19 protein-coding genes are annotated in these 26,488 nt (G+C 50.8%); 15 read left to right on the forward strand and 4 right to left on the reverse strand.

Going from position 1 to position 26,488, the window contains the following annotated elements; genetic code table 11:
• Nucleotides 1-17 precede the first annotated feature (17 nt).
• From OGX98_RS14755 to OGX98_RS14775, 5 genes are all read left to right on the forward strand, one after another.
• Nucleotides 18-467 carry a flavodoxin gene (locus OGX98_RS14755; RefSeq protein WP_045446892.1) on the forward strand — a complete coding sequence of 150 codons (450 nt, stop codon included), beginning with the start codon at nucleotides 18-20 and terminating at the stop codon, nucleotides 465-467.
• Nucleotides 468-947: 480 nt separating this feature from the next.
• Nucleotides 948-2,300, forward strand: a complete 1,353-nt coding sequence (gene gudP, locus OGX98_RS14760) for a galactarate/glucarate/glycerate transporter GudP (protein WP_045446889.1) — start codon at nucleotides 948-950, stop codon at nucleotides 2,298-2,300.
• 2 nt (nucleotides 2,301-2,302) lie between these two features.
• Entirely contained in the window at nucleotides 2,303-3,643 is a 1,341-nt protein-coding gene (locus OGX98_RS14765; RefSeq protein ID WP_286595466.1) for an enolase C-terminal domain-like protein, read from the forward strand.
• Between the two features lie 20 nt (nucleotides 3,644-3,663).
• Nucleotides 3,664-5,004, forward strand: a complete 1,341-nt coding sequence (gene gudD / locus OGX98_RS14770; protein WP_045446883.1) for a glucarate dehydratase — start codon at nucleotides 3,664-3,666, stop codon at nucleotides 5,002-5,004.
• Between the two features lie 78 nt (nucleotides 5,005-5,082).
• Nucleotides 5,083-6,225 carry a glycerate kinase gene (locus OGX98_RS14775; protein ID WP_045446880.1) on the forward strand — a complete coding sequence of 381 codons (1,143 nt, stop codon included), beginning with the start codon at nucleotides 5,083-5,085 and terminating at the stop codon, nucleotides 6,223-6,225.
• An 80-nt stretch (nucleotides 6,226-6,305) separates the two neighbouring features.
• Here the strand turns inward: OGX98_RS14775 and barA are convergent, their stop codons facing one another.
• Nucleotides 6,306-9,062 carry a two-component sensor histidine kinase BarA gene (gene barA, locus OGX98_RS14780; RefSeq protein WP_045446877.1) on the reverse strand — a complete coding sequence of 919 codons (2,757 nt, stop codon included), beginning with the start codon at nucleotides 9,060-9,062 and terminating at the stop codon, nucleotides 6,306-6,308.
• A gap of 57 nt (nucleotides 9,063-9,119) precedes the next feature.
• Here barA and rlmD point away from each other — a divergent pair, with 57 nt between their 5' ends.
• The 5 genes from rlmD (at nucleotide 9,120) to eno (ending at nucleotide 16,935) form a co-directional block, all read left to right on the forward strand.
• Nucleotides 9,120-10,418: a 23S rRNA (uracil(1939)-C(5))-methyltransferase RlmD gene (gene rlmD, locus OGX98_RS14785; RefSeq protein ID WP_200009913.1), complete on the forward strand. Its 1,299-nt coding sequence runs from the start codon at nucleotides 9,120-9,122 to the stop codon at nucleotides 10,416-10,418.
• Nucleotides 10,419-10,543: 125 nt separating this feature from the next.
• Nucleotides 10,544-12,778, forward strand: coding sequence for a GTP diphosphokinase (gene relA, locus OGX98_RS14790; protein WP_045446871.1), 2,235 nt, complete (start codon nucleotides 10,544-10,546; stop codon nucleotides 12,776-12,778).
• A 117-nt stretch (nucleotides 12,779-12,895) separates the two neighbouring features.
• A complete protein-coding gene (gene mazG / locus OGX98_RS14795; protein ID WP_048220657.1) occupies nucleotides 12,896-13,687 on the forward strand; it encodes a nucleoside triphosphate pyrophosphohydrolase in 792 nt (263 codons plus the stop codon).
• Nucleotides 13,688-13,911: 224 nt separating this feature from the next.
• Complete coding sequence (pyrG, locus tag OGX98_RS14800; RefSeq protein WP_045446865.1) at nucleotides 13,912-15,549, forward strand: glutamine hydrolyzing CTP synthase; 1,638 nt, start codon at nucleotides 13,912-13,914, stop codon at nucleotides 15,547-15,549.
• Nucleotides 15,550-15,636: 87 nt separating this feature from the next.
• A complete protein-coding gene (eno, locus tag OGX98_RS14805) occupies nucleotides 15,637-16,935 on the forward strand; it encodes a phosphopyruvate hydratase (RefSeq protein ID WP_045446862.1) in 1,299 nt (432 codons plus the stop codon).
• Nucleotides 16,936-16,989: 54 nt separating this feature from the next.
• On the opposite strand, the gene OGX98_RS14810 is transcribed toward eno, so the two are convergent.
• Nucleotides 16,990-17,814: a MurR/RpiR family transcriptional regulator gene (locus OGX98_RS14810; protein ID WP_045446859.1), complete on the reverse strand. Its 825-nt coding sequence runs from the start codon at nucleotides 17,812-17,814 to the stop codon at nucleotides 16,990-16,992.
• Nucleotides 17,815-17,979: 165 nt separating this feature from the next.
• On the opposite strand from OGX98_RS14810, the gene OGX98_RS14815 reads away from it, so the two are divergent.
• From OGX98_RS14815 to queE, 3 genes are all read left to right on the forward strand, one after another.
• Nucleotides 17,980-19,536, forward strand: a complete 1,557-nt coding sequence (locus tag OGX98_RS14815) for a PTS transporter subunit EIIC (RefSeq protein ID WP_045446856.1) — start codon at nucleotides 17,980-17,982, stop codon at nucleotides 19,534-19,536.
• Complete coding sequence (locus OGX98_RS14820; RefSeq protein WP_284096928.1) at nucleotides 19,536-20,225, forward strand: N-acetylmannosamine-6-phosphate 2-epimerase; 690 nt, start codon at nucleotides 19,536-19,538, stop codon at nucleotides 20,223-20,225. The genes OGX98_RS14815 and OGX98_RS14820 overlap by 1 nt, the downstream gene beginning before the upstream one ends.
• Before the next feature lie 71 nt (nucleotides 20,226-20,296).
• Entirely contained in the window at nucleotides 20,297-20,968 is a 672-nt protein-coding gene (queE, locus tag OGX98_RS14825; protein ID WP_045446849.1) for a 7-carboxy-7-deazaguanine synthase QueE, read from the forward strand.
• Nucleotides 20,969-21,055: 87 nt separating this feature from the next.
• Here queE and OGX98_RS14830 read toward each other — a convergent pair whose 3' ends face one another.
• A complete protein-coding gene (locus OGX98_RS14830) occupies nucleotides 21,056-22,534 on the reverse strand; it encodes an FGGY-family carbohydrate kinase (RefSeq protein ID WP_048220659.1) in 1,479 nt (492 codons plus the stop codon).
• A gap of 26 nt (nucleotides 22,535-22,560) precedes the next feature.
• Nucleotides 22,561-23,859: an MFS transporter gene (locus tag OGX98_RS14835; RefSeq protein WP_286595467.1), complete on the reverse strand. Its 1,299-nt coding sequence runs from the start codon at nucleotides 23,857-23,859 to the stop codon at nucleotides 22,561-22,563.
• A 318-nt stretch (nucleotides 23,860-24,177) separates the two neighbouring features.
• Between OGX98_RS14835 and OGX98_RS14840 the strand changes: the two genes are divergently transcribed.
• Entirely contained in the window at nucleotides 24,178-24,963 is a 786-nt protein-coding gene (locus tag OGX98_RS14840) for an SDR family oxidoreductase (protein WP_016154226.1), read from the forward strand.
• Nucleotides 24,964-25,026: 63 nt separating this feature from the next.
• Entirely contained in the window at nucleotides 25,027-26,481 is a 1,455-nt protein-coding gene (locus tag OGX98_RS14845; RefSeq protein ID WP_045446839.1) for an FAD-binding oxidoreductase, read from the forward strand.
• Nucleotides 26,482-26,488: the final 7 nt, after the last annotated feature.

Here is a 26,488-nt window from a genome sequence, read left to right on the forward strand (position 1 = left end):
TCAGGGAGACAAAGGGTATGGCGGAAATTGGTATTTTTGTCGGCACGATGTACGGAAACGCGCTGCTGGTAGCCGAAGAGGCCGAAGCGATCCTTACTGCACAGGGTCATAAAGCCACGGTGTTTGAAGATCCTGAGCTGACTGACTGGCAGGCGTATCAGGAAAAATATGTGCTGGTAGTAACCTCAACAACCGGACAAGGGGATCTTCCCGACAGCATTGTGCCGCTTTTTCAGGGGATTAAAGATAATCTTGGTTTCCAGCCAAATCTGCGTTACGGCGTGATTGCACTGGGTGACAGTAGCTACGTTAATTTCTGCAATGGCGGAAAACAGTTTGACGCTTTGCTACAGGAGCAGAGTGCCCAGCGCGTGGGTGAGATGCTGCTGATTGATGCCAGTGAGCACCCTGAGCCGGAAAGTGAATCCAATCCCTGGGTAGAAAACTGGGGAACCCTCCTGTCTTAAGGTTCACCCTCCCCCTACCGGGAGGGTGCCTTGCCTGTGCCAGCAAGCAAAAGAACGACCCGTTTCTATCCTAATAAAACTGAATCGTGTTAGCTTCGGGCAAATGCCAGTAAAAGCCTTTCATTTGAAAGGGGTTTTACTGGCGTTTTCATAGGGTCAAGCGACCTGTTTCACACTCCTCTCTTTTCACGCCTGACATTCTCCTTTTCAACCCATCGGATTTCATTTCCGTGAAGTTGCTTCCAGTACCCTGGGCTTTTGCCACAAACATACGTGATACGCTGCCAAAATGTTGTGTTGTTGCACGGTGAGAGCGCGCGGGACGCTTTTTATACTGCTTATGCCAGTAAATAAAAACGCAGCATGCAAGGCGAACGACCTCATAAAAAGCTGCATATATATGAAACGTCACCTCTGATTCCCTACCGGTTGTGCAGTTCAGAGTGAGCGTGGCTAACACGAAAATTCAGGAGTGCAACAATGAGTTCATTAAGTCAGGCAGCGAGCAGTGCGGAAAAACGCACAAATGCTCGCTACTGGATAGTGGTGATGCTGTTTATCGTCACATCCTTCAACTACGGCGATCGCGCTACCTTATCGATTGCTGGTTCAGAAATGGCCAAAGACATTGGCCTGGATGCGGTTGGCATGGGATATGTTTTCTCTGCCTTCTCATGGGCTTATGTTATCGGCCAGATCCCAGGCGGCTGGCTGCTCGACCGCTTCGGTTCAAAACGTGTCTATTTCTGGTCCATCTTTATCTGGTCCATGTTTACCCTGTTGCAGGGCTTCGTCGACATCTTTAGCGGCTTCGGCATCATCGTTGCGCTGTTCACTCTGCGATTCCTGGTTGGTCTCGCTGAAGCGCCTTCATTCCCCGGTAACAGTCGAATCGTCGCGGCCTGGTTCCCGGCACAGGAAAGGGGAACGGCGGTCGCTATCTTCAACTCTGCACAGTACTTTGCCACCGTTATCTTCGCTCCGATTATGGGCTGGCTGACTCATGAAGTGGGTTGGTCACACGTGTTCTTCTTTATGGGGGGCCTCGGGATCGTGATTAGCTTTATCTGGTTGAAGGTTATCCACGAACCGAACCAGCATCCTGGCGTGAACCAAAAAGAGCTTGAGTATATTGCCGCAGGTGGCGCGCTGATCAACATGGATCAGGCCGCAGCCAAAGCCAAAGTTCCGTTCAGCGTGAAGTGGGGGCAAATTAAGCAACTGATTGGCTCTCGTATGATGGTAGGTATCTATATCGGTCAGTACTGTATTAACGCCCTGACCTACTTTTTCATTACCTGGTTCCCGGTTTATTTGGTGCAGGCACGCGGCATGTCGATTCTGAAAGCGGGGTTTGTCGCCTCGGTGCCGGCGATTTGCGGCTTCGCTGGTGGCGTGCTCGGCGGCATTATTTCCGACTGGCTGATGCGCCGTACTGGTTCGCTGAATATCGCCCGTAAAACGCCAATTGTTATGGGGATGCTGTTATCGATGGTGATGGTGTTCTGTAACTACGTCAACGTTGAATGGATGATCATCGGCTTTATGGCACTGGCCTTCTTTGGCAAAGGTATTGGGGCGCTGGGTTGGGCGGTGATGGCTGATACCGCACCAAAAGAGATCAGCGGCCTGAGCGGTGGCCTGTTCAATATGTTCGGTAACATCTCCGGCATCGTGACGCCGATTGCCATCGGCTACATCGTTGGCACCACTGGCTCGTTCAACGGCGCATTGATTTACGTGGGTGTTCACGCGCTGATTGCCGTACTGAGCTATCTGGTGCTGGTGGGCGATATTAAGCGTATCGAACTGAAACCTGTAGCAGGGCAATGATCATGACAACACAATCGAGTCCCGTAATTACCGACATGAAGGTCATCCCGTTGGCCGGGCATGACAGCATGCTGCTTAATATTGGCGGCGCGCACAACGCATATTTTACCCGCAACATCGTCGTTCTCACCGACAACGCTGGGAATACCGGCGTCGGTGAAGCGCCGGGCGGGGAAGTGATTTATCAGACGCTGGTAGACGCCATCCCGATGGTATTGGGCAAGGAGGTCGCCCGGCTGAATAAAGTGGTCCAGCAGGTACATAAAGGAAATCAGGCGGCTGACTTTGACACCTTTGGTAAAGGCGCCTGGACCTTTGAGCTGCGAGTCAACGCGGTGGCGGCGCTGGAAGCTGCGCTGTTGGATCTGCTGGGCAAAGCGCTCAATGTACCGGTCTGCGAACTGTTAGGGCCGGGTAAACAGCGCGACGCGGTGACCGTACTTGGCTATTTGTTCTATGTCGGCGATCGCACAAAGACCGATTTACCGTATCTGGAAAGTACTCCGGGTAATCATGAATGGTATCACCTGCGCCACCAGCAAGCGATGAACAGCGATGCGGTAGTACGTCTGGCAGAAGCGTCGCAGGATCGCTACGGTTTTAAAGATTTCAAACTCAAAGGCGGTGTGCTGCCAGGTGAGCAGGAAATTGAAACCGCACGTGCGCTGAAAAAACGCTTCCCAGACGCACGTATTACGGTCGATCCCAACGGTGCCTGGCTACTGGATGAAGCTATCTCGCTGTGTAAAGGGTTGAATGATGTTCTGACCTACGCGGAAGACCCATGTGGTGCGGAACAAGGGTTCTCTGGTCGCGAAGTGATGGCGGAGTTCCGTCGTGCGACGGGACTGCCTGTCGCGACTAATATGATCGCCACCAACTGGCGTGAAATGGGTCATGCAGTGATGCTCAACTCTGTGGATATTCCGCTGGCCGATCCGCACTTCTGGACGCTTTCTGGCGCGGTGCGCGTGGCACAGTTGTGCGATGACTGGGGCCTGACCTGGGGTTGCCACTCGAATAACCACTTCGATATATCGCTGGCGATGTTTACCCATGTTGGTGCTGCTGCACCGGGCAATCCGACGGCTATCGACACGCACTGGATCTGGCAGGAGGGTGATTGCCGCCTGACGAAAAATCCACTGGAAATTAAGAACGGAAAAATTGCTGTTCCGGACGCCCCCGGACTGGGTGTGGAACTGGACTGGGATCAGGTACAAAAAGCACATGAAGCGTATAAGGCGTTGCCCGGTGGCGCGCGTAATGACGCAGGCCCGATGCAGTATTTGATCCCCGGATGGACTTTTGACCGTAAACGTCCCGTTTTCGGCCGTCACTGATTTTGAATAAGGACACAATGATGAGTACACAATTTACTACCCCAGTCGTTACCGCTATGCAGGTTATTCCGGTTGCGGGTCACGACAGCATGCTGATGAATCTGAGCGGCGCGCATGCCCCATTCTTCACGCGTAATATTGTGATTATCAAAGATAACTCCGGTCATACTGGCGTCGGTGAAATTCCCGGCGGCGAGAAAATTCGCAAAACCCTGGAAGATGCGATCCCGCTGGTAGTCGGCAAAGCGCTTGGCGAATATAAAAATGTGCTGAATGCCGTACGCAATACATTTGCCGATCGCGATGCCGGTGGGCGTGGTTTGCAGACCTTCGATCTACGTACCACTATTCACGTTGTTACCGGGATCGAAGCAGCAATGCTGGATCTGCTGGGTCAGCATCTGGGGGTAAACGTGGCCTCTTTGCTGGGCGATGGTCAGCAGCGTAGCGAAGTCGAAATGCTTGGTTATCTGTTCTTTGTTGGCAACCGTAAAGCGACGCCGTTGCCGTATCAGAGCCAGCAGGATGAGCAATGTGACTGGTATCGTCTGCGTCATGAAGAGGCGATGACTCCGGATGCAGTGGTAAGACTGGCAGAAGCGGCGTATGAAAAATATGGTTTCAATGACTTCAAACTGAAAGGCGGTGTGCTGGCAGGGGAAGAAGAGGCTGAATCTATTGTTGCGTTGGCAAAACGCTTCCCACAGGCGCGCGTGACGCTGGATCCAAACGGTGCCTGGTCGCTCAATGAAGCGATCAAAATCGGTAAATACTTGAAAGGCTCGCTGGCCTATGCCGAAGATCCGTGTGGGGCAGAGCAGGGCTTCTCCGGGCGTGAAGTGATGGCAGAATTCCGTCGCGCTACCGGACTGCCGACGGCGACCAATATGATCGCGACCGACTGGCGTCAAATGGGGCATACGCTGTCTCTGCAATCCGTTGATATTCCGCTGGCGGATCCGCATTTTTGGACTATGCAGGGTTCCGTACGCGTGGCGCAGATGTGCCATGAGTTTGGCCTGACATGGGGCTCTCACTCCAATAACCACTTTGATATTTCGCTGGCGATGTTTACTCATGTAGCAGCGGCGGCACCGGGTAAAATTACGGCTATCGACACCCACTGGATCTGGCAGGAAGGCAACCAGCGTCTGACCAAAGAGCCGTTTGAAATTAAAGGTGGCATGGTGCAGGTACCTGCGAAACCGGGGCTGGGCGTGGAACTCGATATGGATCAAGTAATGAAAGCGCACGAACTGTACCAGAAACATGGACTGGGGGCGCGTGACGATGCGATGGGAATGCAGTATCTGATCCCGAACTGGACCTTTGATAATAAACGCCCATGCATGGTGCGCTAAGCGTTATGCCGGTTCTGACAGGAACCGGCACTTCTCCTGTTGTATGCTTAACACCGTCAACATGCGTAAGGATGCTTTATGAAAATAGTGATCGCACCGGACTCCTATAAGGAAAGTTTGAGTGCGCTTGAGGTGGCAACTGCCATTGAGCAGGGGTTTCGTGAAATTTGGCCTGATGCTGATTACGTAAAGATCCCGCTTGCTGATGGTGGCGAGGGAACGGTTGAAGCAATGGTTGCTGCAACGGCAGGTCGCCTTGTTCATGTTGATGTTACTGGTCCTCTGGGAAGCAATGTTCAGGCATTTTATGGCTTATCGGGGGATGCACGTTCCGCGTTTATTGAGATGGCAGCAGCCAGTGGGCTGGAGCTGGTGCCACCGGGTTCACGTGACCCGCTAAAAACGACCTCCTGGGGTACCGGAGAGCTGATACGTCATGCGCTGGATGCGGGGGTTGAGCATATCATCATCGGGATTGGTGGTAGTGCAACAAACGATGGTGGTGCCGGTATGGTGCAGGCACTGGGGGCAAGATTACTGGATGAGCAGAATAACGACATTGCACAGGGCGGTATGGGCCTGGAAGCGCTCGCCAGGATTGATATCTCTCAGTTAGACGCACGTCTTGCCGAGTGTCGCATCGAAGTGGCATGTGATGTGACCAACCCGCTTACTGGTAAAGAGGGGGCCTCTGCGGTATTTGGTCCGCAAAAAGGGGCTACACCCGAAGTGATTGCGCGTTTGGATCAGGCGCTAACGCACTATGCGCATTTGATTGACCGCGATCTGAATGTTGAGGTGCTCGAGCTGGCTGGCGGCGGCGCTGCCGGTGGCATGGGGGCTGCGCTGTATGCGTTTTGTGGCGCTCAGTTACGTTGTGGCATAGAGATCGTAACCGATGCGTTACACCTTGATGACTGCGTCGCAGATGCGGATTTAGTGGTGACCGGCGAAGGGCGTATCGACAGCCAGACGATTCATGGCAAAGTGCCGGTCGGTGTGGCAAACGTTGCAAAGCGTTACAATAAGCCCGTCATTGGTATTGCGGGTAGTCTGACACCGGATGTTGGTGTGGTGCATGAGCATGGTATCGATGCTGTTTTTAGCGTGATTTTTACCATTTGTACGCTGGACGAGGCGCTGGATAATGCGAGCGAAAATGTACGGATGACGGCGCGAAATGTGGCTGCAACGCTTAAAGTAGGGCAACAATTACGTTGAATTATTGGGCCGGATAAGGTGTTTACGCCGCTATCCGGCGATTTACCCGGCGGCACTAAGCTCGCCGGGTAGTTAAACCGTTATCCCAACATCTTCTTCGCTTCTCGCGCGACGTTATCCATTTCATCAAGAAGCTCTAAAAATTCAGGTTCCAGATCTTCTTCTTTGGTGCCACTGCGCAACTGCTGCTCAATGAGCTGGCACAGATTCTTCATACGGGGAACGCCGCTATAGCCGCAGCTGCCGTGCAGTTTGTGAATCAAATCCACCAGGCCTTCGGGATTTTCACCTACCAGTTGTTCTTCAATTTTGTTACGAACCTCAGGCAGGAAATCGATCAGCATTTGCAGCATATCGCGCGCCAGATCGTTTTTCCCTGCGGCTTGTCTTAATGCCAGTTGCCAGTCGAGCGTGGTGTTCGGGTTGACGACTGGCTCAAGGGGTTCAACGGCAATCGCCCGGGTCAACGCAACTGCTCCGGGCTTGTAGCGTAACAGCAGATTATGCAGCTTATCTTCTTCGATTGGCTTCGCCAGATAATCGTTCATTCCGGCACTGAGTAGCTTCTCTTTTTGACCTGCCATGGCGTGTGCCGTTACGGCAATAACTGGCGTCTGTTGCTGATGAGGAAGTTGATGGATCAGTTCACAAGCGCGTATACCGTCCATATCCGGCATCTGAATATCCATCAGAATCAGATCAAACTGCATCTGCTTGGCGCGATCTACTGCCTGATGCCCGCTGTCACACAGTTCGACGTGCTGCACCTTATCTTCCAGCAATGCGCCGATCAGTTTGAGGTTCGCCGGATTGTCATCCACAGCCATGACGGTCATGGCAATTTTACTCTCATCCATCAGCAGCAGCTCTGCGCTTTGATTCAGATGACAATACTCCGTGAGTGCAGGCAGCAAGCGGGTTGAGGTAAGTGGTTTTAAAAGACACGCCGCAGCGCCGCCTTGTTTTAATTTCTCCGCGTTAATTTGCGCATGGCAAGGAAGCGCCAGTAACAGGAAATCTGACATCGCTGCAGCGCTTGCCAGTCGCTCATGCTGCATTGTGAGCGGTTCACGGAAAGTAACGGGTACGCCGAGTAGCAAAATATCGTAATGATCCGCTGGCAGCGCGGAGAATGACGGGCTGTAAATCACCTCCAGCGGTGTTTCACTTAATATATCCAATGTGCATTGTGCTGCAGTGGCATTGGGTTCAACGTAGGCCAGCCGTTTACCGACCAGGCAACGGGTTGGTGAGCGTTCACTGAGAACGTTAGGATTGAGATCGAGACTGATATGAAACCAGAAAGTGGAGCCGCGATTCGGCTGGCTATGGAACGAAATATCCCCACCCATTTCGTTAACCAGTTTTTGTGTAATCACCAGCCCCAGCCCGGTGCCACCGTGGCGTCGTGAAATACTGGCATCCGCCTGGCGGAAGGCCTGGAACAGACGGGACTGATCTCGTTCCGGAATACCAATGCCGGTATCGCGGATTTGTACTTCGATTTGTACCTTGGTATTACTGAGGGAGCGTTTCTCGACCAGAATGTCGATATTACCGCTCTCGGTAAATTTGATGGCATTCCCGACCAGATTGGTAATGACCTGCTGTAAGCGCAGCGGATCGCCGATTACATTGTCTGGCACATCATTCTTAATATTAAGCGTCAGCTCAAGCCCTTTATCATGGGATGAGTGTGCCAGAAGTGTTACGACATCATCCAGCGTACTGCGCAGAGGAAAGGGGATACTTTCCAGAATCAGCTTACCTGCTTCCAGTTTGGAGAAGTCGAGAACGTCATTGATGATAGCCAACAGATTGTTGGCAGAGCGCTCAATCGTATTCAGGTGATCCCGTTGCGTGGTGTTTAACTCAGTTTTTAACGTCAGGCGTGTAAAACCAATGACGCCATTAAGCGGCGTACGCAGTTCATGCGACATGTTTGCCAGAAACTCAGATTTAATGCGCGCAGCTTCCTGGGCGCGCTTCTTCGCCAGATCCAGTTCGACGTTCTGAATCTCCATCTGCTCCAGTGTTTCACGCAGGTCGGAGGTGGCCTGATCAATGTTGTGCTGCATCTCTTCATGATAGGCGGCGAGAGACATCGCCATTGAGTTGATGCCATTCTTCAGCATATCCAGCTCACCCAACATGAATCCTTCTACCCGGCTGTCGAGTTGCCCTCTTCGTATACGGTCGACGGTATTCACCATGTTGCGGATAGGCCCGGTGACGTCACGCATCAGACGCCAGCCGAAAATTAACGCAATACCAATACAAAACAGCATCATAACGCTGGAGATGAAGATCTCTTTGTACTGTTGTAGCCGCACTGATTTGAGGTCTAACTCAAGTGCCACGTATCCCAGCATGTTTTTCGTATTTTTCGCATCGCTAATGGCAGATTCATCCGGAGAATAGCTTTCCGATATAATAGGGGTACGCAGGATCATGATATCCCCGAGCCGGGTAACGCTCAGCTTGCGGGGAAACGGCTCGCCGGTAGCAAGCTGCATTTCCGATGGATCGAGATGAAAGTTTGATGTGACGAACAATCGGTTATTTTCGTCATAGACAGAAATTGCCCGCACGATATCGGAATGGCGGCGGTGCAGCACGCTGATAAGCTGGCCGATGGATTCCCGATTTTGCAAGTTCATGCCATATTCGCTGGAGACAGCAAGTGGCTCAATGATGCTGGCACCCGCGTCTTCCAGTTGACGCTGCAAGTCGTTATAGCGGTGCACAACAAAAAAGATACTTAGCAGCAAACCAATCAGGACGGTCGGGGCCAGGATCAGAATCATCATGCGAGCGCGCAGGCTGTAGTTGGTCATGGAGTTCCGTTATGGGACAATTAGGGTCACACTGTTAAATAGAGAAATATCTCGTCGATGGCGCAATTCTACTCTGCAAAGCGACGCGTGACGACGCGTCAGATCATAACCGTTACTGTCAATGACCTCGATCCTTTTGGTCAGGGCGTAGCCCGCCATAACGGGAAGGCCCTGTTTATACCGGAATTATTGCCCCAGGAAAGCGCCGAGGTCGTAATAACCGAAGATAAAAAACAGTTTGCCCGAGCGCAAGTCAAACGTCGCTTAAACGACAGTTCGGATCGTGAAGTGCCACGTTGCCCACATTTCGGTGTGTGTGGCGGCTGCCAGCAGCAGCATGCAAGCATTCATCTGCAGCAGCGAAGTAAAAGTGCGGCGCTGTCACGTTTGATGAAATGTGAGGTTTCAGAAGTCATTTCTGGCACTCCGTGGGGTTATCGTCGTCGGGCGCGTTTAAGTCTGAACTATCGACCCAAAGAACAGCAGTTGCAGATGGGATTTCGTCAATCCGGCTCCAGCGACATTATCGATGTGAAGCAATGCCCTGTTTTGGTGCCCCAACTTGAGGCGCTGCTGCCCGACATCAGGGCGTGCCTGGAGAGTTTGCAAGGGCTTCGGCATCTTGGTCATGTTGAACTGGTGCAGGCGGGTAACGGCACCCTGATGATTTTGCGGCATACGGCACCACTAAGTGCAGCCGATAAAGAAAAACTGGAATGCTTTTCGCATTCCCAGGGACTGTCTTTGTTTCTGGCTCCACAAAGCGAGATACTTGAATCAATCTCAGGGGAATCGCCCTGGTACGACTCAAATGGACTACGTTTAACCTTCAGCCCGCGTGATTTTATCCAGGTCAATGAAGGGGTGAACCAACAAATGGTGGCCCGGGCACTGGAATGGCTGGATGTGCAGCCTGAGGATCGCGTGCTCGATCTGTTCTGCGGTATGGGGAATTTTACGCTGCCGCTGGCTGCACGAGCTGCAAGTGTGGTGGGGGTTGAAGGTGTGCCTGCGCTGGTGGAAAAAGGCCGGGAAAATGCACTGAATAATGGATTACACAATGTGACATTCTTTCATGAAAACCTTGAGGAAGATGTCACCAGGCAGCCGTGGGCGAAAAATGGGTTCGATAAAGTCCTTCTCGATCCTGCGCGTGCGGGGGCTGCAGGCGTGATGCAACATATTATAAAATTAAAACCTGGTCGCGTTGTTTATGTATCCTGTAATCCTGCTACGCTGGCTCGTGACAGCGAAGCGTTGCTTAACGCGGGATATGCCATTCAACGACTGGCGATGCTCGATATGTTCCCGCACACTGGACATCTGGAATCAATGGTCCTGTTTGAGCGTTTGTAATAAATATTTTACCCGATGAATTTCGGGTTGCATTGAGTCTGTCAGAAGCCAACAAAAATGCAGCCTGAAAGACAGTGGGTATGGCTTGTCGACTTCGACAGGCCTGGCCCCTTAAGGAGAGGACGATGGTTGCGGTAAGAAGTGCACATATAAATAAAGCTGGTGAGTTTGATCCAAAGAAATGGATCGCGAGTCTCGGGATCTCCAGCCAGCAGTCGTGTGAACGCTTAGCCGAAACCTGGGCGTACTGCCTGCAGCAAACACAGGGGCATCCGGATGCGGATCTGTTGCTGTGGCGTGGTGTGGAAATGGTGGAAATACTCTCTATGTTGAGTATGGATATCGACACACTGCGGGCTGCAATGCTGTTTCCTCTGGCGGATGCCAGCGTGGTTAGCGAAGATACTCTGCGTGAAAGCGTAGGCACGTCTATCGTCAATCTTATCCACGGTGTACGCGATATGGCGGCGATCCGCCAGCTTAAAGCAACGCATACCGACTCAGTCTCATCAGAACAGGTCGATAACGTCCGTCGCATGTTGTTGGCAATGGTGGACGACTTCCGCTGTGTGGTCATCAAACTGGCAGAACGTATTGCGCACCTGCGTGAAGTGAAAGACGCACCGGAAGATGAACGTGTACTGGCGGCAAAAGAGTGCACCAATATCTATGCTCCGCTGGCCAACCGTTTAGGGATCGGGCAGTTAAAATGGGAGCTGGAAGATTACTGCTTCCGCTATCTGCATCCGGAAGAATACAAGCGCATTGCCAAATTGCTGCATGAGCGCCGCATCGATCGCGAACACTACATTGATGAGTTCGTCGGACATTTGCGCTCTGAAATGAAAATTGAAGGCGTTAAAGCGGAAGTGTACGGTCGCCCGAAACATATTTACAGCATCTGGCGCAAAATGCAGAAAAAGCAGTTGGCTTTTGATGAATTGTTCGATGTGCGCGCCGTGCGTATCGTGGCGGAACGTCTGCAGGACTGCTATGCCGCGCTCGGGATTGTTCATACCCACTATCGCCATCTGCCTGATGAGTTTGATGACTACGTCGCGAATCCGAAACCTAACGGTTACCAGTCAATCCATACGGTTGTGCTGGGGCCAGGCGGTAAAACCATTGAAATCCAGATCCGTACCAAACAGATGCACGAAGATGCGGAGCTGGGCGTCGCGGCGCACTGGAAGTACAAAGAGGGCACCGCGTCAGGTGCGGCTCGCTCCGGTCATGAAGATCGGATTGCGTGGCTACGTAAGCTGATCGCCTGGCAGGAAGAGATGGCGGATTCCGGCGAAATGCTGGACGAAGTGCGCAGCCAGGTCTTTGACGATCGGGTTTATGTCTTTACGCCAAAAGGCGATGTCGTGGACTTACCCGCTGGCTCCACGCCGCTTGATTTTGCCTATCACATTCACAGTGATGTGGGACACCGTTGTATTGGTGCCAAAATTGGTGGACGCATCGTGCCGTTTACCTACCAGCTACAAATGGGTGATCAAATTGAAATTATCACCCAGAAGCAGCCAAACCCAAGTCGTGACTGGCTGAACCCTAACCTGGGTTATGTGACTACCAGTCGTGGCCGCTCGAAAATTCATGCCTGGTTCCGTAAACAAGACAGGGACAAGAATATTCTGGCCGGAAGACAGATCCTCGATGACGAACTGGCGCATTTGGGCATTAGTCTGAAAGAGGCTGAAAAACACCTGCTTCCGCGTTACAACTTCAACGAACTTGAGGAACTGCTGGCCGCGATTGGTGGGGGAGATATCCGCCTCAACCAGATGGTGAACTTCCTGCAATCGCAGTTTAATAAGCCGAGTGCAGCCGAACAAGATGCGGCGGCGCTGAAACAGCTTCAGCAGAAAACGCATGCGCCGCAAAGCCGTCGTAAAGATGATGGTCGAGTCGTGGTTGAAGGGGTTGGAAACCTGATGCATCACATCGCTCGCTGCTGCCAGCCGATCCCTGGCGATGAGATCGTTGGATTTATCACCCAGGGGCGTGGTATTTCCGTACACCGGGCCGATTGCGAACAACTGGTGGAGCTGCGCTCACATGCGCCGGAACGAATTGTCGACGCGGTGTGGGGCGAGAGTTATTCTGCCGGGTATTCGCTGGTTGTCCGTGTTCAGGCCAACGATCGTAGCGGCTTATTGCGCGATATCACTACCATTCTGGCTAACGAGAAGGTGAACGTGCTGGGTGTTGCCAGCCGTAGTGATACTAAACAGCAGCTTGCCACTATCGATATGACCATCGAAATTTATAACCTGCAGGTGCTCGGGCGCGTACTCGGCAAGCTCAATCAGGTACCCGATGTGATCGACGCGCGTCGTTTACACGGTGGATAATTTTTCTTCGTAGGCCTGATAAGACGCAATGGCGTCACCATCAGGCATCATGAAAGCGCCGGATGGCGACGTAAGTCTTATCCGGCCTGTCTATTGAATCGTTTTCAGGATCTTCACATGAATCAAATCGACCGACTGCTCGGTATTATGCAGCGCCTGCGCGACCCGGAAAACGGCTGTCCGTGGGATAAAGAGCAGACTTTCGCCACTATTGCCCCTTACACTCTCGAAGAAACTTATGAAGTTCTCGATGCCATTGCGCGTGAAGACTTCGACGATCTGCGCGGAGAACTGGGCGATCTGCTGTTTCAGGTGGTGTTTTACGCCCAAATGGCGCAGGAAGAAGGACGTTTCAATTTTGATGATATCTGTGCTGCTATCAGCGATAAGCTCGAGCGTCGTCATCCGCATGTATTTGCCGATGTTTCTGCCAGCAACAGTACAGAGGTACTAACCCGCTGGGAGCAAATAAAAAGCGAAGAGCGTGCAGAGAAAGCGCAGCATTCCGCGCTTGATGATATTCCTCGCAGCTTACCAGCATTAATGCGCGCGCAAAAAATCCAGAAACGTTGCTCAAATGTTGGTTTCGACTGGAAGACGCTAGGACCGGTTGTAGATAAGGTTTACGAAGAGATCGACGAAGTGATGTTCGAAGCGAAGCAGGCCGTTGTCGACCAGGCTAAACTGGAGGAGGAAATGGGGGATTTGCTGTTTGCGACGGTCAATATGGCGCGTCATTTAGGCACTAAAGCAGAGACTGCATTACAAAAAGCCAACGAGAAATTTGAACGACGTTTTCGTGAAGTTGAACGAATTGTTGCTGAACGAGGTCTGGAAATGACTGGAGTTGATCTGGAAACTATGGAAGAAGTCTGGCAACAGGTAAAACGCCAGGAAATTGATCTCTAAAGGATTTCGTCGGTCAAGGGCGATTTGTGTGATTTTTTAAATAACAAGCGATTGATTTACGTCAAAAACATTTACCCCAAAGGGGCTATTTTCTCACTCCCGATGTTAATGTGAGCCTGGTGAAGAGGAGGAATAATGAAAGTTTGTGGCGCTCGTCATGTTCGGGTATACTACTTTCCCGTCTTGGTTATTCCATCGTTTCACCCTAACTTCTCAGGTCCAGCATGACAACGAACTATATTTTTGTGACCGGCGGGGTCGTATCCTCTCTGGGTAAAGGCATTGCCGCAGCCTCCCTGGCAGCTATTCTTGAGGCACGTGGCCTCAACGTGACCATGATGAAACTGGATCCGTATATCAACGTTGATCCAGGTACTATGAGTCCAATCCAACACGGGGAAGTGTTCGTTACTGAAGACGGCGCTGAAACCGACCTGGACCTGGGTCACTACGAGCGTTTCATTCGTACCAAAATGACTCGCCGCAATAACTTCACTACCGGGCGTATCTACTCCGATGTCCTGCGCAAAGAGCGCCGTGGCGACTATCTGGGCGCAACCGTACAGGTTATTCCACACATCACTAACGCGATTAAAGAGCGCGTCCTTGCCGGTGGCGAAGGTCATGATGTGGTGCTGGTTGAAATCGGTGGTACGGTCGGTGATATCGAATCTCTGCCGTTCCTGGAAGCGATTCGTCAGTTGGCGGTGGATATTGGTCGTGAGCACGCGCTGTTCATGCACCTGACCCTGGTTCCTTATTTGGCGGCGGCAGGTGAAGTCAAAACTAAACCGACTCAGCACTCCGTAAAAGAACTGCTTTCCATCGGTATTCAGCCAGATATTCTGATCTGTCGTTCAGATCGCGCGGTTCCGGCCAACGAACGTGCAAAAATTGCATTGTTCTGTAATGTGCCAGAAAAAGCCGTTATTTCAATGAAAGATGTCGATTCTATTTATAAAATTCCAGGCCTGTTGAAATCTCAGGGGCTGGACGATTATATTTGTAAACGATTCAGCTTGAACTGTCCGGAAGCAAATCTGTCAGAATGGGAACAGGTTATCTACGAAGAAGCTAATCCGGCAGGTGAAGTGACTATCGGTATGGTTGGCAAGTATATTGAACTGCCGGATGCCTATAAGTCAGTGATCGAAGCGCTGAAGCACGGTGGTTTGAAGAATCGTGTCACCGTTAACATCAAGCTGATTGATTCGCAGGATGTCGAAACACGTGGTGTTGAGATCCTGAAAGGTCTCGATGCAATCCTGATCCCTGGCGGCTTCGGCTACCGTGGTGTTGAAGGTAAAATCGCGACAGCGCGCTTTGCGCGTGAGAACAATATTCCTTATCTGGGCATTTGCCTGGGTATGCAGGTTGCGTTGATTGAGTTTGCACGTAACGTAGCGGGGATGGACAACGCCAACTCTACGGAATTTGTGCCAGACTGTAAGTACCCGGTGGTGGCTCTGATTACCGAATGGCGTGATGAAGACGGCAACGTCGAGGTCCGTTCCGAGAAGAGCGATCTGGGTGGCACTATGCGCCTTGGCGCGCAGCAGTGTCAGTTGGACGACGAGAGTCTGGTACGTCAACTGTACGGCACGCCGACAATTGTTGAACGCCATCGTCACCGCTACGAAGTCAACAATATGCTGTTGAAACAAATTGAAGCTGCGGGTCTGCGTGTTGCAGGCCGTTCCGGTGATGATCAGTTGGTCGAGATCATTGAGGTACCGAATCATCCGTGGTTCGTGGCCTGTCAGTTCCACCCGGAATTTACTTCCACGCCGCGTGATGGACACCCGCTGTTCGCAGGCTTTGTGAAAGCCGCTAGTGAGCATCAGAAGCGTCAGGCGAAGTAAGAAGTAGAAAAGTTAGAACGGCAATGCACCCACACGGGTGCATTGTTTGTCTGGAGTTTTAGTTTAACTTGTACTGAGGAAAATCTAATGTCCAAAATCGTTAAAATCATCGGTCGTGAAATCATCGACTCCCGTGGTAACCCGACTGTTGAAGCCGAAGTACACCTGGAAGGTGGTTTCGTTGGTATGGCAGCAGCTCCGTCAGGTGCTTCTACTGGTTCCCGCGAAGCACTGGAACTGCGCGATGGCGACAAATCCCGTTTCATGGGTAAAGGCGTAACCAAAGCTGTTGCAGCGGTTAACGGCCCGATTGCTCAGGCTCTGCTGGGTAAAGATGCTAAAGATCAGGCTGGCATCGACAAGATCATGATCGATCTGGACGGTACTGAAAACAAATCTAACTTCGGTGCAAACGCCATCCTGGCTGTGTCCCTGGCTAACGCCAAAGCAGCAGCTGCTGCTAAAGGCCTGCCGCTGTATGCACATATCGCTGAACTGAACGGTACTCCGGGCAAATACTCCATGCCGGTTCCGATGATGAACATCATCAACGGTGGTGAGCACGCTGACAACAACGTCGACATCCAGGAATTCATGATTCAGCCGGTTGGCGCAAAAACTCTGAAAGAAGCCGTACGTATGGGTTCTGAAGTGTTCCACAACCTGGCTAAAGTTCTGAAAGCGAAAGGCATGAACACTGCAGTTGGCGACGAAGGCGGCTACGCGCCGAACCTGGGTTCCAACGCTGAAGCTCTGGCTGTAATCGCTGAAGCTGTTAAAGCCGCTGGTTACGAGCTGGGTAAAGACATCACCCTGGCGATGGACTGCGCAGCATCTGAATTCTACAAAGACGGTAAATACGTTCTGGCTGGCGAAGGCAACAAAGCATTCACCTCCGAAGAATTCACTCACTTCCTGGAAGAACTGACCAAACAGTACCCGATCGTGTCCATCGAAGATGGTCTGGACGAGTCTGACTGGGACGGTTTCGCATACCAGACCAAAGTTCTGGGCGACAAAATCCAGCTGGTTGGTGACGATCTGTTCGTAACTAACACCAAGATCCTGAAAGAAGGCATCGAAAAAGGCATCGTTAACTCCATCCTGATCAAATTCAACCAGATCGGTTCTCTGACCGAAACTCTGGCTGCGATCAAAATGGCGAAAGACGCTGGCTACACTGCTGTCATCTCCCACCGTTCTGGCGAAACTGAAGACGCTACCATCGCTGACCTGGCTGTTGGTACCGCTGCAGGCCAGATCAAAACCGGTTCTATGAGCCGTTCTGACCGCGTTGCTAAATACAACCAGCTGATTCGTATCGAAGAAGCTCTGGGTGAGCAAGCGCCGTACAACGGTCGTAAAGAGATCAAAGGCCAGGCTTAATCCTGTTCTTTAGCTCTTAACGTAAAACCCGCTTCGGCGGGTTTTTTTATGTCTTTAAAGTAGCAGTGGCAGAGTCGCACTGGCGGTTTGCTGACTGACATCGCTGTACTGTTCATCCAACGCAATAAGTGATGTAGTGAGCAATTCAATTAATAGCATTACGCCCACTTTTGCATTCAGCGCCCCGGCGCTCAGCGGTCCTTCGGGTTTGGCTGCAACCAGTTGGATATCACTCAGAGAAGCCAGCGGACTGCGCGGCGTATTGCTCAGCGACAGTACAGGGACGCCGTGTGTACGCGCAAGTTTAACCACATGCAGCAGATCGCGAGTGGAACCTGAACTGGAAATTGCCACCACCAGCGAGTTTTTGGAAAGCGTTGTGGCATTCATGGCGGCACGATGCATGTCGCTGAACAGTTGTGCGGGCTTGCCAAGGCGCAAAAGTTTATAATGTAGATATTCCCCCAGAATCGCACTGGCCGCCACGCCATAAATCTGTACCGACTGCGCCTGGTGCAGTGCGAGGGCTGCTGCTTCCAGTAATGTTCTGTCGAGTAATTTTGCTGTGTCCTGCAACGCCTGAACGGATTCATTGACCACGTTGTCAATCTCATCGCCGCTGTGTTCTACGGGCTGTCCGTGCTGGAGATCAAGTGCCAGCGCCATCTTAAATTCGTTATATCCCTTACATCCCAGCGTGCGGCACAGGCGCGTGACGCTTGCCTCGCTGGTGTCGCTTTCGCGAGCCAGCTCGGTAATCGTCAGATAGACAACTTTCGCCGGATCGCTCAGCACAAACTCACCCAGCTTCTGTTGTGTCCGGCTATATCCGTCTACACCCTGGCGCAATCTCAGCAGCAGGTTTTCATTTTCTGACATGCAAAATCCTTAATACGTTTCTCTGTCGATAGTGTGGCGGAAAGCTGGGGAGAGATGCCAGACATTTTAAAAAAGTATGATCGACTTCCTGGTTTTTGATGGTAATTTTCATTTATTAAATTAATTATGATAAAAATTTTCATCAACAATCAGGAGAAATGAAAAATGATGAAAATGTTTAGCGGCGCTTCCTCTGGGGCGTGGTTTGAAAAGGCGCAGCGGTTCGGTAAATCGTTCATGCTGCCGATTGCGATCTTGCCCGCTGCGGGACTGCTGTTGGGCATTGGTGGTGCATTATCGAACCCTAATACGCTGACGGCCTATCCGTTTTTAGATGTCGACTGGTTGCAGGCTATCTTCACTATCATGACCAGCGCGGGTTCCATTGTGTTTGCCAACCTGTCGGTGCTCTTTGCCGTTGGGGTGGCGGTAGGCCTGGCGAAAACGGATAAAGGCACGGCGGGGCTTGCAGCGCTGTTGGCGTTTCTGGTGATGAATGCCACCATCAACGCCTTGCTGATCCTGAACGGGACGCTGGCGCATGAAAACCCGGGGGCTGTTGGTCAGGGGATGACGCTTGGTATCCAGACGCTGGAAACGGGAGTATTTGGTGGTGTGGTGATTGGTCTGGTCACTTGTGCGCTGCACAGTCGCTTTAATAAAGTCTCGCTACCACAGTTTCTGGGTTTCTTTAGCGGCTCACGCTTTGTGCCGATTATTAGCTCGCTCGCGGCGATTGCCGTGGGTGCCGCTATGACGGTCGTCTGGCCTCATTTCCAGAAACTTATTTTTGGACTGGGTGGCCTTGTGGATGCAACAGGTTACCTGGGGACGCTGCTGTACGGCTTTATTCTGCGTATGCTTGGCCCATTGGGCTTACATCATATCTTTTATCTGCCGTTCTGGACGACGGCGCTTGGTGGCAGTGAAATCGTTAACGGCCAACTGGTCGAAGGCACGCAGCGTATTTTCTTTGCTCAGCTTGCCGATCCGAACACCCAGCAGTTCTATGTGGGTACCTCACGCTTTATGTCCGGGCGCTTCATCACCATGATGTTCGGCCTGCTCGGAGCATGTCTGGCGATGTATCACACCGCTAAGTCAGAGAACAAAAAAGTTGTCGCCGGTCTGCTGCTGTCAGCCGCCTTGACCTCTTTCCTGACCGGCATCACTGAGCCGATTGAGTTCTCCTTCCTGTTTGTGGCTCCTGTCTTATATGTCATTCACGCTTTCTTCGATGGACTGGCGTTTATGATTGCTCATATTTTACATATCACCATCGGTCAAACCTTCTCGGGTGGACTTATCGATTTCATCCTCTTTGGTGTGTTGCAGGGCGAAGCGAAAACCAACTGGATGTACGTGCCTATGGTGGGTGTGCCGTGGTTCTTCCTGTATTACTTCACCTTCCGCTATTTGATAAATCGCTTTGGCTGGCTGACGCCGGGCCGCGAGAACGCAACATCCGTAGAAAACACACTGCCTCAAAGTGAACGAGCAGCAGCCGTGGTCGCCGGACTTGGGGGCAAAGAGAATCTGGAAGAGGTGGATTGTTGTGCTACGCGTTTACGCGTGACGGTGAAAGATGGCAGCAAAGTTAATGAAGCGGCGCTGAAAGCAACCGGGGCGCGTGGTGTGATTATTCGTGGCAATGGTGTTCAGGTGATCTATGGCCCGCACGTCACCATTATCAAAAATGAAGTTGAAGAGATCTTATCGTAATGAAAACTGTATTAGATTCGCTGAAAGGTAAGTTAATTGTCTCCTGCCAGGCGCTGGAAAATGAACCTCTGCACAGCCCGTTTATCATGTCACGTATGGCGCTGGCGGCAGCGCAGGGTGGGGCGGCTGGTATTCGTGCAAACAGTGTAGCGGACATACGCGCCATTAAAGAGAGCGTCGCACTGCCGATCATTGGGATCATCAAACGCGATTACCAGGGGAGCGAAGTGTTTATCACCGCTACCATGCAGGAGGTGGATGAGTTGATGGTCGTTGAGCCAGAGATTATCGCCCTTGATGCAACTGCGCGCCCACGTCCCGGTGGGCAAACGCTGGAAGAGCTAGTTGTGCAGATCCGCGCACGCTACCCATCCGTGTTGTTGATGGCGGATATCTCCAACGTCGACGAAGCCGTCACTGCCGAACGACTGGGTTTTGACTGCGTGGGTACAACGCTTTATGGCTATACGGCAGAGACTGTCGGGCATGTGCTTGCGGATAATGACTGTGGTTTTTTACGTGAGGTGCTGGCTGCGGTTACTCTGCCGGTGGTGGCGGAGGGGAATGTCGATACCCCTGAACGGGCCGCACAATGCCTGGCATTGGGCGCATACACCGTGGTGGTGGGGGGCGCTATCACCCGTCCACAGCAAATAACGGCACGCTTTGTCACGGCAATCGCGTCGTAAAGCAACGATCGGGCATGATACTTTGGTGGGGATCTGCGATAATTATCGTTTATCCCCATATTGAGAAGACTATGCAGTACCCGATTAACGAGATGTTCCAGACCCTGCAAGGTGAGGGTTACTTTACCGGCGTCCCCGCCATTTTCATTCGTTTACAGGGATGCCCGGTTGGCTGTGCCTGGTGCGATACCAAACACACCTGGGATAAGCTTGAGGATCGGGAAGTCTCCTTATACAGCATCCTTGCGAAAACTAAAGAAAGTGACAAGTGGGGGGCGGCAAGCAGCGAAGATCTGCTGACGGTGATTCAGCGTCAGGGCTATACCGCCCGTCATGTGGTGATCACCGGTGGTGAACCTTGTATCCATGACCTGATGCCACTTACTGATTTGCTGGAAAAGAACGGTTTCAGTTGCCAGATTGAGACCAGTGGCACACATGAAGTGCGCTGCACGCCGAATACCTGGGTGACAGTATCGCCGAAGGTGAATATGCGCGGTGGCTACGACGTGCTGTCACAGGCGCTGGAACGTGCCAATGAAATCAAGCACCCGGTTGGCCGTGTTCGCGATATTGAAGCGTTGGATGAACTGTTGGCAACGTTGACTGATGATAAACCGCGAATCATTGCCTTACAGCCAATCAGTCAGAAGGAAGATGCCACGCGCCTGTGTATTGATACCTGTATTGCACGCAACTGGCGCTTGTCGATGCAAACGCACAAGTATTTGAATATTGCCTGATGGGACTGCGTTTATCCGGCCTACAACGAACAGACTCCTGTAGGTCGGATAAGGCGTTTATGCCGTCATCAGGCATGAAAGGGCAAATTACGCGTTTGACCAACTTTGAATTGAGTCGACATTACCCAGATTACCATGCAGTACTTCATACGATTTTTTCAAAATCACATCAGTGTGTTGTGTTAAATCGCGGAAGATCCCTTTGTTCAGTGCTTCATAGCGCCTGGCATTGTTCTCTATCGGCATGAATACATCTTTAACCCGTACCATTTTTTCAATCGCCGTCTCATAGTTTGGGTACAACCCCAATCCTACCGCTGTGTTAATCGCTGCTCCCAGACTCGCGCAGCCGTTAATGGCATTACGTTTTGTGGGGAGGTTGAAAACATCGGCAAAGATCTGCATAAACAGATCGCTGTTTGAACCTCCGCCAGTGACGATGATATGTTTTGCAAAGTGCTCCCTTTCATTGCACATGTTGTCGTAATTGTTTTTCAGCGTCAGCGCAACGCTCTCCAGAATAGAACGGTATATCCATGCGTAATCCATGCTGGAATCAAAGCCGATCATAATTCCACGTTTAAACGGTTCCCAGGGGTTGGTAAGCCAGTCCAGAACAGTCATCAGGCCATTACAGCCTGGCGGTACACAGGCGGCCTTTTTGTTCAGCAAATCTTCTGGTGAAAGATCCTGCGCTTTGGCATCCTGAATCAGTGATTCACCCAACATATCGCGCAGCCAACTGACCGTCCACATGCCTTTGCGGATGCCATAGCCTTCATAAATCAGGATTTCTGGAATTGAAGACATAATAGGCCAGTACGCAACAGGATCTTTTGGCAGCGTTTTGCCATTCATCATCAGAGCAATATAGGTTCCTAATGAGATAACCGCAGTATCGTCGTCCTGCAGTCCGGCACCGAGAGCCTCTACCGGCTTATCGCTGGTAGTGCAAACCACGGGCAACCCGGCAGGGAAGTTTGTTGCCTGTGCGGCTTCTTCAGTAAGATGCCCAAGTATTGTTCCCGGCATTTGAACATCAAACAGCATCTTGCGCGGGATATTAAACTTCTTCAGCACCTCATGATCGTCGCTCCATGCCCATGTTTTGTAATCCACCGGCCACTGACCAAAATAGTTAGCGATATTATCTTTAAATTCGCCTGTTAAACGATGTGAGAGATAACCTGAAAATGAGGTGACATACGCCACATCGGGATTGATGTGCTCATAGGGACGGGTTACACGCGCATCTTGCCAGCTAATCAGCGGTGCGGCAGGTGTTCCGTCTGCTTTCAGTAGAGCACGACAGCAGCGAATAGATCCCAGTCCAATCCCGATAATGTCATTTTTGTCTCCCGAAAACTGACTCATCAACTCTCGCCCAGCGAAGCATAAAGAGGTCCACAGATCGTCATCGGGATGCTCTGCCGTATCAGCATCCGGAGTATACATAGGCTGCAACAGCCCTTTGCCCTCGCAAATGACATTCCCTTGCAGATCGTACATCACAACCTTCGTACTCTGACTTCCACCATCAATTCCAATGATGTATTTCTTCGACATTGTCATTCTCCTTTAATTTTCCATCCTCACTCGCCGGAGGTTTCTGCGGCCAGTGATGTCATCTTTTCCGGTGTGCTGTTGGTAATACGGATTTTGCGAGACAGTAAAAAGGTAAAGAATATGACGATGCAAAGCTCCGTCAGTCCCATCAGCCACATGTTGCGATAGGCTTCTGCTGCAGGGAGAGTGTCCTGCCAGTGACCCACGATCGGATAAACAAAAACGTCTGGCAGGAAACCGATAACCGAGCAGATACCCACGGTGGTACCCATAATGTAAGTCGGCGTTCTGGCTTCGCCAGGACAGGCCCAGTAAAGTCCTCGTGAGGCATAACAGGTGAAACCTAACAGCAGGATCAGACCAATCCCCATGACGACGGACTGTGGATTTGAGTTGGTTGCCAGCAATGCAATCAGCGTCACTGCCCCGACAATAGCGAGCAGTCGAATCACGCGTATGGGAGATTTAATTCTGCTGTAAGTAGTAATGATGCCGCCCAAAGGACCACAGATAGCACGAAAAATTTTGTTGATCACAATCCCCATGTAACTCGCAGCGACCAGAGACATGCCATACATTTCGGTCAGATAGTTGGTGGAATAACTGAGGATGGCATAGATGGTAAACACGCCAAAAACCACCATGCTGCAATACCAGGTGGTACTAATTCGTAACACCGCCAGAATATCGCTGAGCTGGAATGCTTGTTTTTCTTCTTTAGCGGCGTTGATGTGATTGTTACCGTCGCTAACGAAGAACCAGCACAAAATGCCCAGCAGGATATAAACAACGCTGTAAATCAGGATCACAGCTTTCAGACTGTCGCTGTCGTTCGGCGCAAATCGAGAAAAGATCCACATGGTAAAGACTGCCAGTGACATCACGCCGACGCCGCGCAGTCCTTCCATCCAGCCCATTATTTTCCCTTGTTCACTGTGGTCACCCAGCAGAGAAGCGGCTTTAATCGAGACTGACCACAGCATTAAAATGGTTGTTATTGCGAACGCTACCTGAATACAGAGCATGACCCATAGCGGAGGAAAAGTTGCCATTACCAGTCCAAGTAATCCGGTAATGATCATTGCTGAGGTAATCATTTTGCGATGAGAGAACTTATCAGCAATAATGCCGCTGGGAGCATATAGAATAATAGCGGCAATGCCGAAGGTACTCATTATTAGCCCGATTTCGGTATTACTAAATCCCATAAATTTTGCCATTGGGATTTGATATATATAACGTAAATAAGCTAAATCAAAACTGACACCTCCGCTAAAACTAATAATAGCGAGAGTTATCCAACGGCGATATGAATTTTGTTGCATATCGAATCCCTATCTTCAATAGACAAAAAAAAGAGAAAAGTAAGCCGCCTTTTCAGGAGGATTACTTTTCTCAGGTCTCTAGTAATTGCGTTTAGAAATAACATGGAAGAAGTTATTATAGTGTGAGAATAATCACGATTCTTGTTTTTTGCTATAATGGAAAAATGAACTAAACATCTGTGATATTGATCACGTTTGATATTTTATCCCTGTGATAAAACCTTATCCATGTTACCAGAGATAATGAGAAAGGTGACTTCCCTCTTGCAGGGGAAGTTGCCTTTCTTTTTTTTTGCCTAAAAGAATTTGGAGCTAACTATGTCGATCGAATCTCTCAACGCATTCTCAATGAATTTTTTCTCCCTGAAAGGGAAAACGGCAATTGTGACAGGGGGGAACAGCGGGCTGGGCCAGGCCTTTGCGATGGCACTGGCAAAAGCCGGGGCTAACCTGTTTATTCCAAGCTTTGTAAAAGATAATGGTGAGACAAAAGAAATTATTGAAAAACAGGGGGTTGAAGTTGAATTTATGCAGGTGGATATCACCGAAAAAGGTGCGCCACAGAAGATAATCGCCGCCTGCTGCGAGCGTTTTGGGACTGTCGATATTCTGGTGAATAATGCCGGGATTTGTAAGTTGAATAAGGTTCTGGACTTTGGGCGTGCGGACTGGGACCCGATGATTGATGTCAACCTGACAGCAGCATTTGAATTGAGCTACGAAGCCGCAAAAATTATGATTCCACAAAATAGCGGTAAAATTATCAATATTTGCTCCTTGTTTTCTTACCTTGGTGGACAATGGTCTCCGGCTTATTCGGCTACTAAACATGCGCTTGCTGGTTTTACCAAAGCGTATTGCGATGAATTAGGTCAGTATAATATTCAGGTGAACGGTATTGCTCCAGGTTATTATGCAACAGATATTACATTGGCTACACGCAGTAATCCGGAAACGAATCAGCGTGTACTGGATCACATCCCGGCCAATCGTTGGGGTGACACCCAGGATTTAATGGGGGCGGCAATATTTTTGGCCAGCCAGGCTTCTAATTATGTTAACGGTCATTTACTGGTCGTTGATGGTGGTTATTTAGTTCGCTGATACCTGGCAGGTGGTTTCTGTCTTTATTAATTATTCCGTATTAATTATCAGGAAGGAATGGCTATGTCTTTATCTCGCGATGCGATTGTTGACCAGTTAAAGGAAATTGTTGGGGCTGATAGTGTAATTACCGATGAAACCGTATTAAAGAAAAACAGTATTGACCGTTTTCGTAAATATGCGGATATCCACGGCGTTTACACACTACCTATTCCGGCAGCAGTTGTAAAACTCGGTTCGACGGAGCAAGTTTCTCGCGTTCTGCAGTTTATGAATCAGCATAAAATCAATGGGGTGCCGCGCACCGGCGCATCCGCAACTGAGGGGGGCCTGGAAACTGTTGTTAAAGATTCCGTGGTGCTGGATGGTGCCGGGATGAACCAGATCCTGAATATTGATATTGAGAACATGCAGGCTACTGCACAATGCGGCGTACCTCTTGAGATTCTGGAAAATGCGCTGCGTGAAAAGGGGTATACCACCGGGCACTCTCCGCAGTCTAAGCCGTTGGCGCAAATGGGGGGGTTGGTTGCTACTCGTAGCATCGGGCAGTTCTCCACGCTGTACGGCGCGATTGAAGATATGGTGGTGGGGCTGGAAGCTGTGTTGGCGGACGGTACAGTAACCCGTATAAAGAACGTACCGCGTCGTGCTGCGGGGCCTGATATTCGTCACATTATTATCGGTAATGAAGGGGCGCTGTGCTACATCACTGAAGTGACGGTGAAAATCTTCAAATTTACTCCAGAGAACAACCTGTACTACGGCTACGTACTGGATGATATGAAAACCGGCTTCGACATACTGCGTGAAGTGATGGTGGAAGGATACCGTCCCTCCATTGCGCGCCTGTACGATGCAGAGGATGGTACCCAGCACTTTACCCATTTTGCTGATGGAAAATGCGTGTTGATCTTTATGGCGGAGGGTAATCCGCGGCTGGCGCGCGCGACTGGCGAAGGTATTGCAGAGATCGTGGCGCGTTACCCGCAGTGCAAGCGTGTGGACAGTAAGCTTATTGAAAACTGGTTTAATCATCTGAACTGGGGGCCAGAGAAAGTGGCCGCCGAACGTGTGCAGATCCTGAAAACCGGAAACATGGGGTTCACCACGGAAGTCTCCGGTTGCTGGAGTTGCATCCATCAAATCTATGAAAATGTACTCAATCGTATCCGTAATGAGTTTCCGCATGCGGACGATATCACCATGCTGGGTGGTCACTCTTCTCACAGTTATATTAACGGTACCAACATGTACTTTGTTTATGACTACAACGTAGTGGACTGTAAGCCTGAAGAGGAGATTGATAAGTACCATAACCCGCTCAATAAGATCATCTGCGAAGAGACGATCCGTCTGGGCGGTTCAATGGTGCATCATCACGGTATTGGTAAGCACCGCGTTCACTGGAGCAAACTGGAACATGGTAGCGCGTGGCCGCTGATGGAAGGTCTCAAACGTCAGTTTGATCCGAATGGTATTATGAACATGGGAACGATCTATCCGATTGAAAAATAGGCACCAA

The sequence above is a fragment of the Citrobacter sp. Cm046 genome (assembly GCF_030333065.1).
Taxonomy (GTDB): domain Bacteria; phylum Pseudomonadota; class Gammaproteobacteria; order Enterobacterales; family Enterobacteriaceae; genus Citrobacter; species Citrobacter murliniae.

Bases quoted from the DNA above. Each gene is read 5' to 3' on its own strand.
- OGX98_RS14755 (WP_045446892.1), top strand. From the start codon at position 18: ATGGCGGAAATTGGTATTTTTGTCGGCACGATGTACGGAAACGCGCTG.
- gudP (WP_045446889.1), top strand. From the start codon at position 948: ATGAGTTCATTAAGTCAGGCAGCGAGCAGTGCGGAAAAACGCACAAAT.
- OGX98_RS14765 (WP_286595466.1), top strand. From the start codon at position 2,303: ATGACAACACAATCGAGTCCCGTAATTACCGACATGAAGGTCATCCCG.
- gudD (WP_045446883.1), top strand. From the start codon at position 3,664: ATGAGTACACAATTTACTACCCCAGTCGTTACCGCTATGCAGGTTATT.
- OGX98_RS14775 (WP_045446880.1), top strand. From the start codon at position 5,083: ATGAAAATAGTGATCGCACCGGACTCCTATAAGGAAAGTTTGAGTGCG.
- barA (WP_045446877.1), bottom strand. From the start codon at position 9,062: ATGACCAACTACAGCCTGCGCGCTCGCATGATGATTCTGATCCTGGCC.
- rlmD (WP_200009913.1), top strand. From the start codon at position 9,120: ATGGCGCAATTCTACTCTGCAAAGCGACGCGTGACGACGCGTCAGATC.
- relA (WP_045446871.1), top strand. From the start codon at position 10,544: ATGGTTGCGGTAAGAAGTGCACATATAAATAAAGCTGGTGAGTTTGAT.
- mazG (WP_048220657.1), top strand. From the start codon at position 12,896: ATGAATCAAATCGACCGACTGCTCGGTATTATGCAGCGCCTGCGCGAC.
- pyrG (WP_045446865.1), top strand. From the start codon at position 13,912: ATGACAACGAACTATATTTTTGTGACCGGCGGGGTCGTATCCTCTCTG.
- eno (WP_045446862.1), top strand. From the start codon at position 15,637: ATGTCCAAAATCGTTAAAATCATCGGTCGTGAAATCATCGACTCCCGT.
- OGX98_RS14810 (WP_045446859.1), bottom strand. From the start codon at position 17,814: ATGTCAGAAAATGAAAACCTGCTGCTGAGATTGCGCCAGGGTGTAGAC.
- OGX98_RS14815 (WP_045446856.1), top strand. From the start codon at position 17,980: ATGATGAAAATGTTTAGCGGCGCTTCCTCTGGGGCGTGGTTTGAAAAG.
- OGX98_RS14820 (WP_284096928.1), top strand. From the start codon at position 19,536: ATGAAAACTGTATTAGATTCGCTGAAAGGTAAGTTAATTGTCTCCTGC.
- queE (WP_045446849.1), top strand. From the start codon at position 20,297: ATGCAGTACCCGATTAACGAGATGTTCCAGACCCTGCAAGGTGAGGGT.
- OGX98_RS14830 (WP_048220659.1), bottom strand. From the start codon at position 22,534: ATGTCGAAGAAATACATCATTGGAATTGATGGTGGAAGTCAGAGTACG.
- OGX98_RS14835 (WP_286595467.1), bottom strand. From the start codon at position 23,859: ATGCAACAAAATTCATATCGCCGTTGGATAACTCTCGCTATTATTAGT.
- OGX98_RS14840 (WP_016154226.1), top strand. From the start codon at position 24,178: ATGTCGATCGAATCTCTCAACGCATTCTCAATGAATTTTTTCTCCCTG.
- OGX98_RS14845 (WP_045446839.1), top strand. From the start codon at position 25,027: ATGTCTTTATCTCGCGATGCGATTGTTGACCAGTTAAAGGAAATTGTT.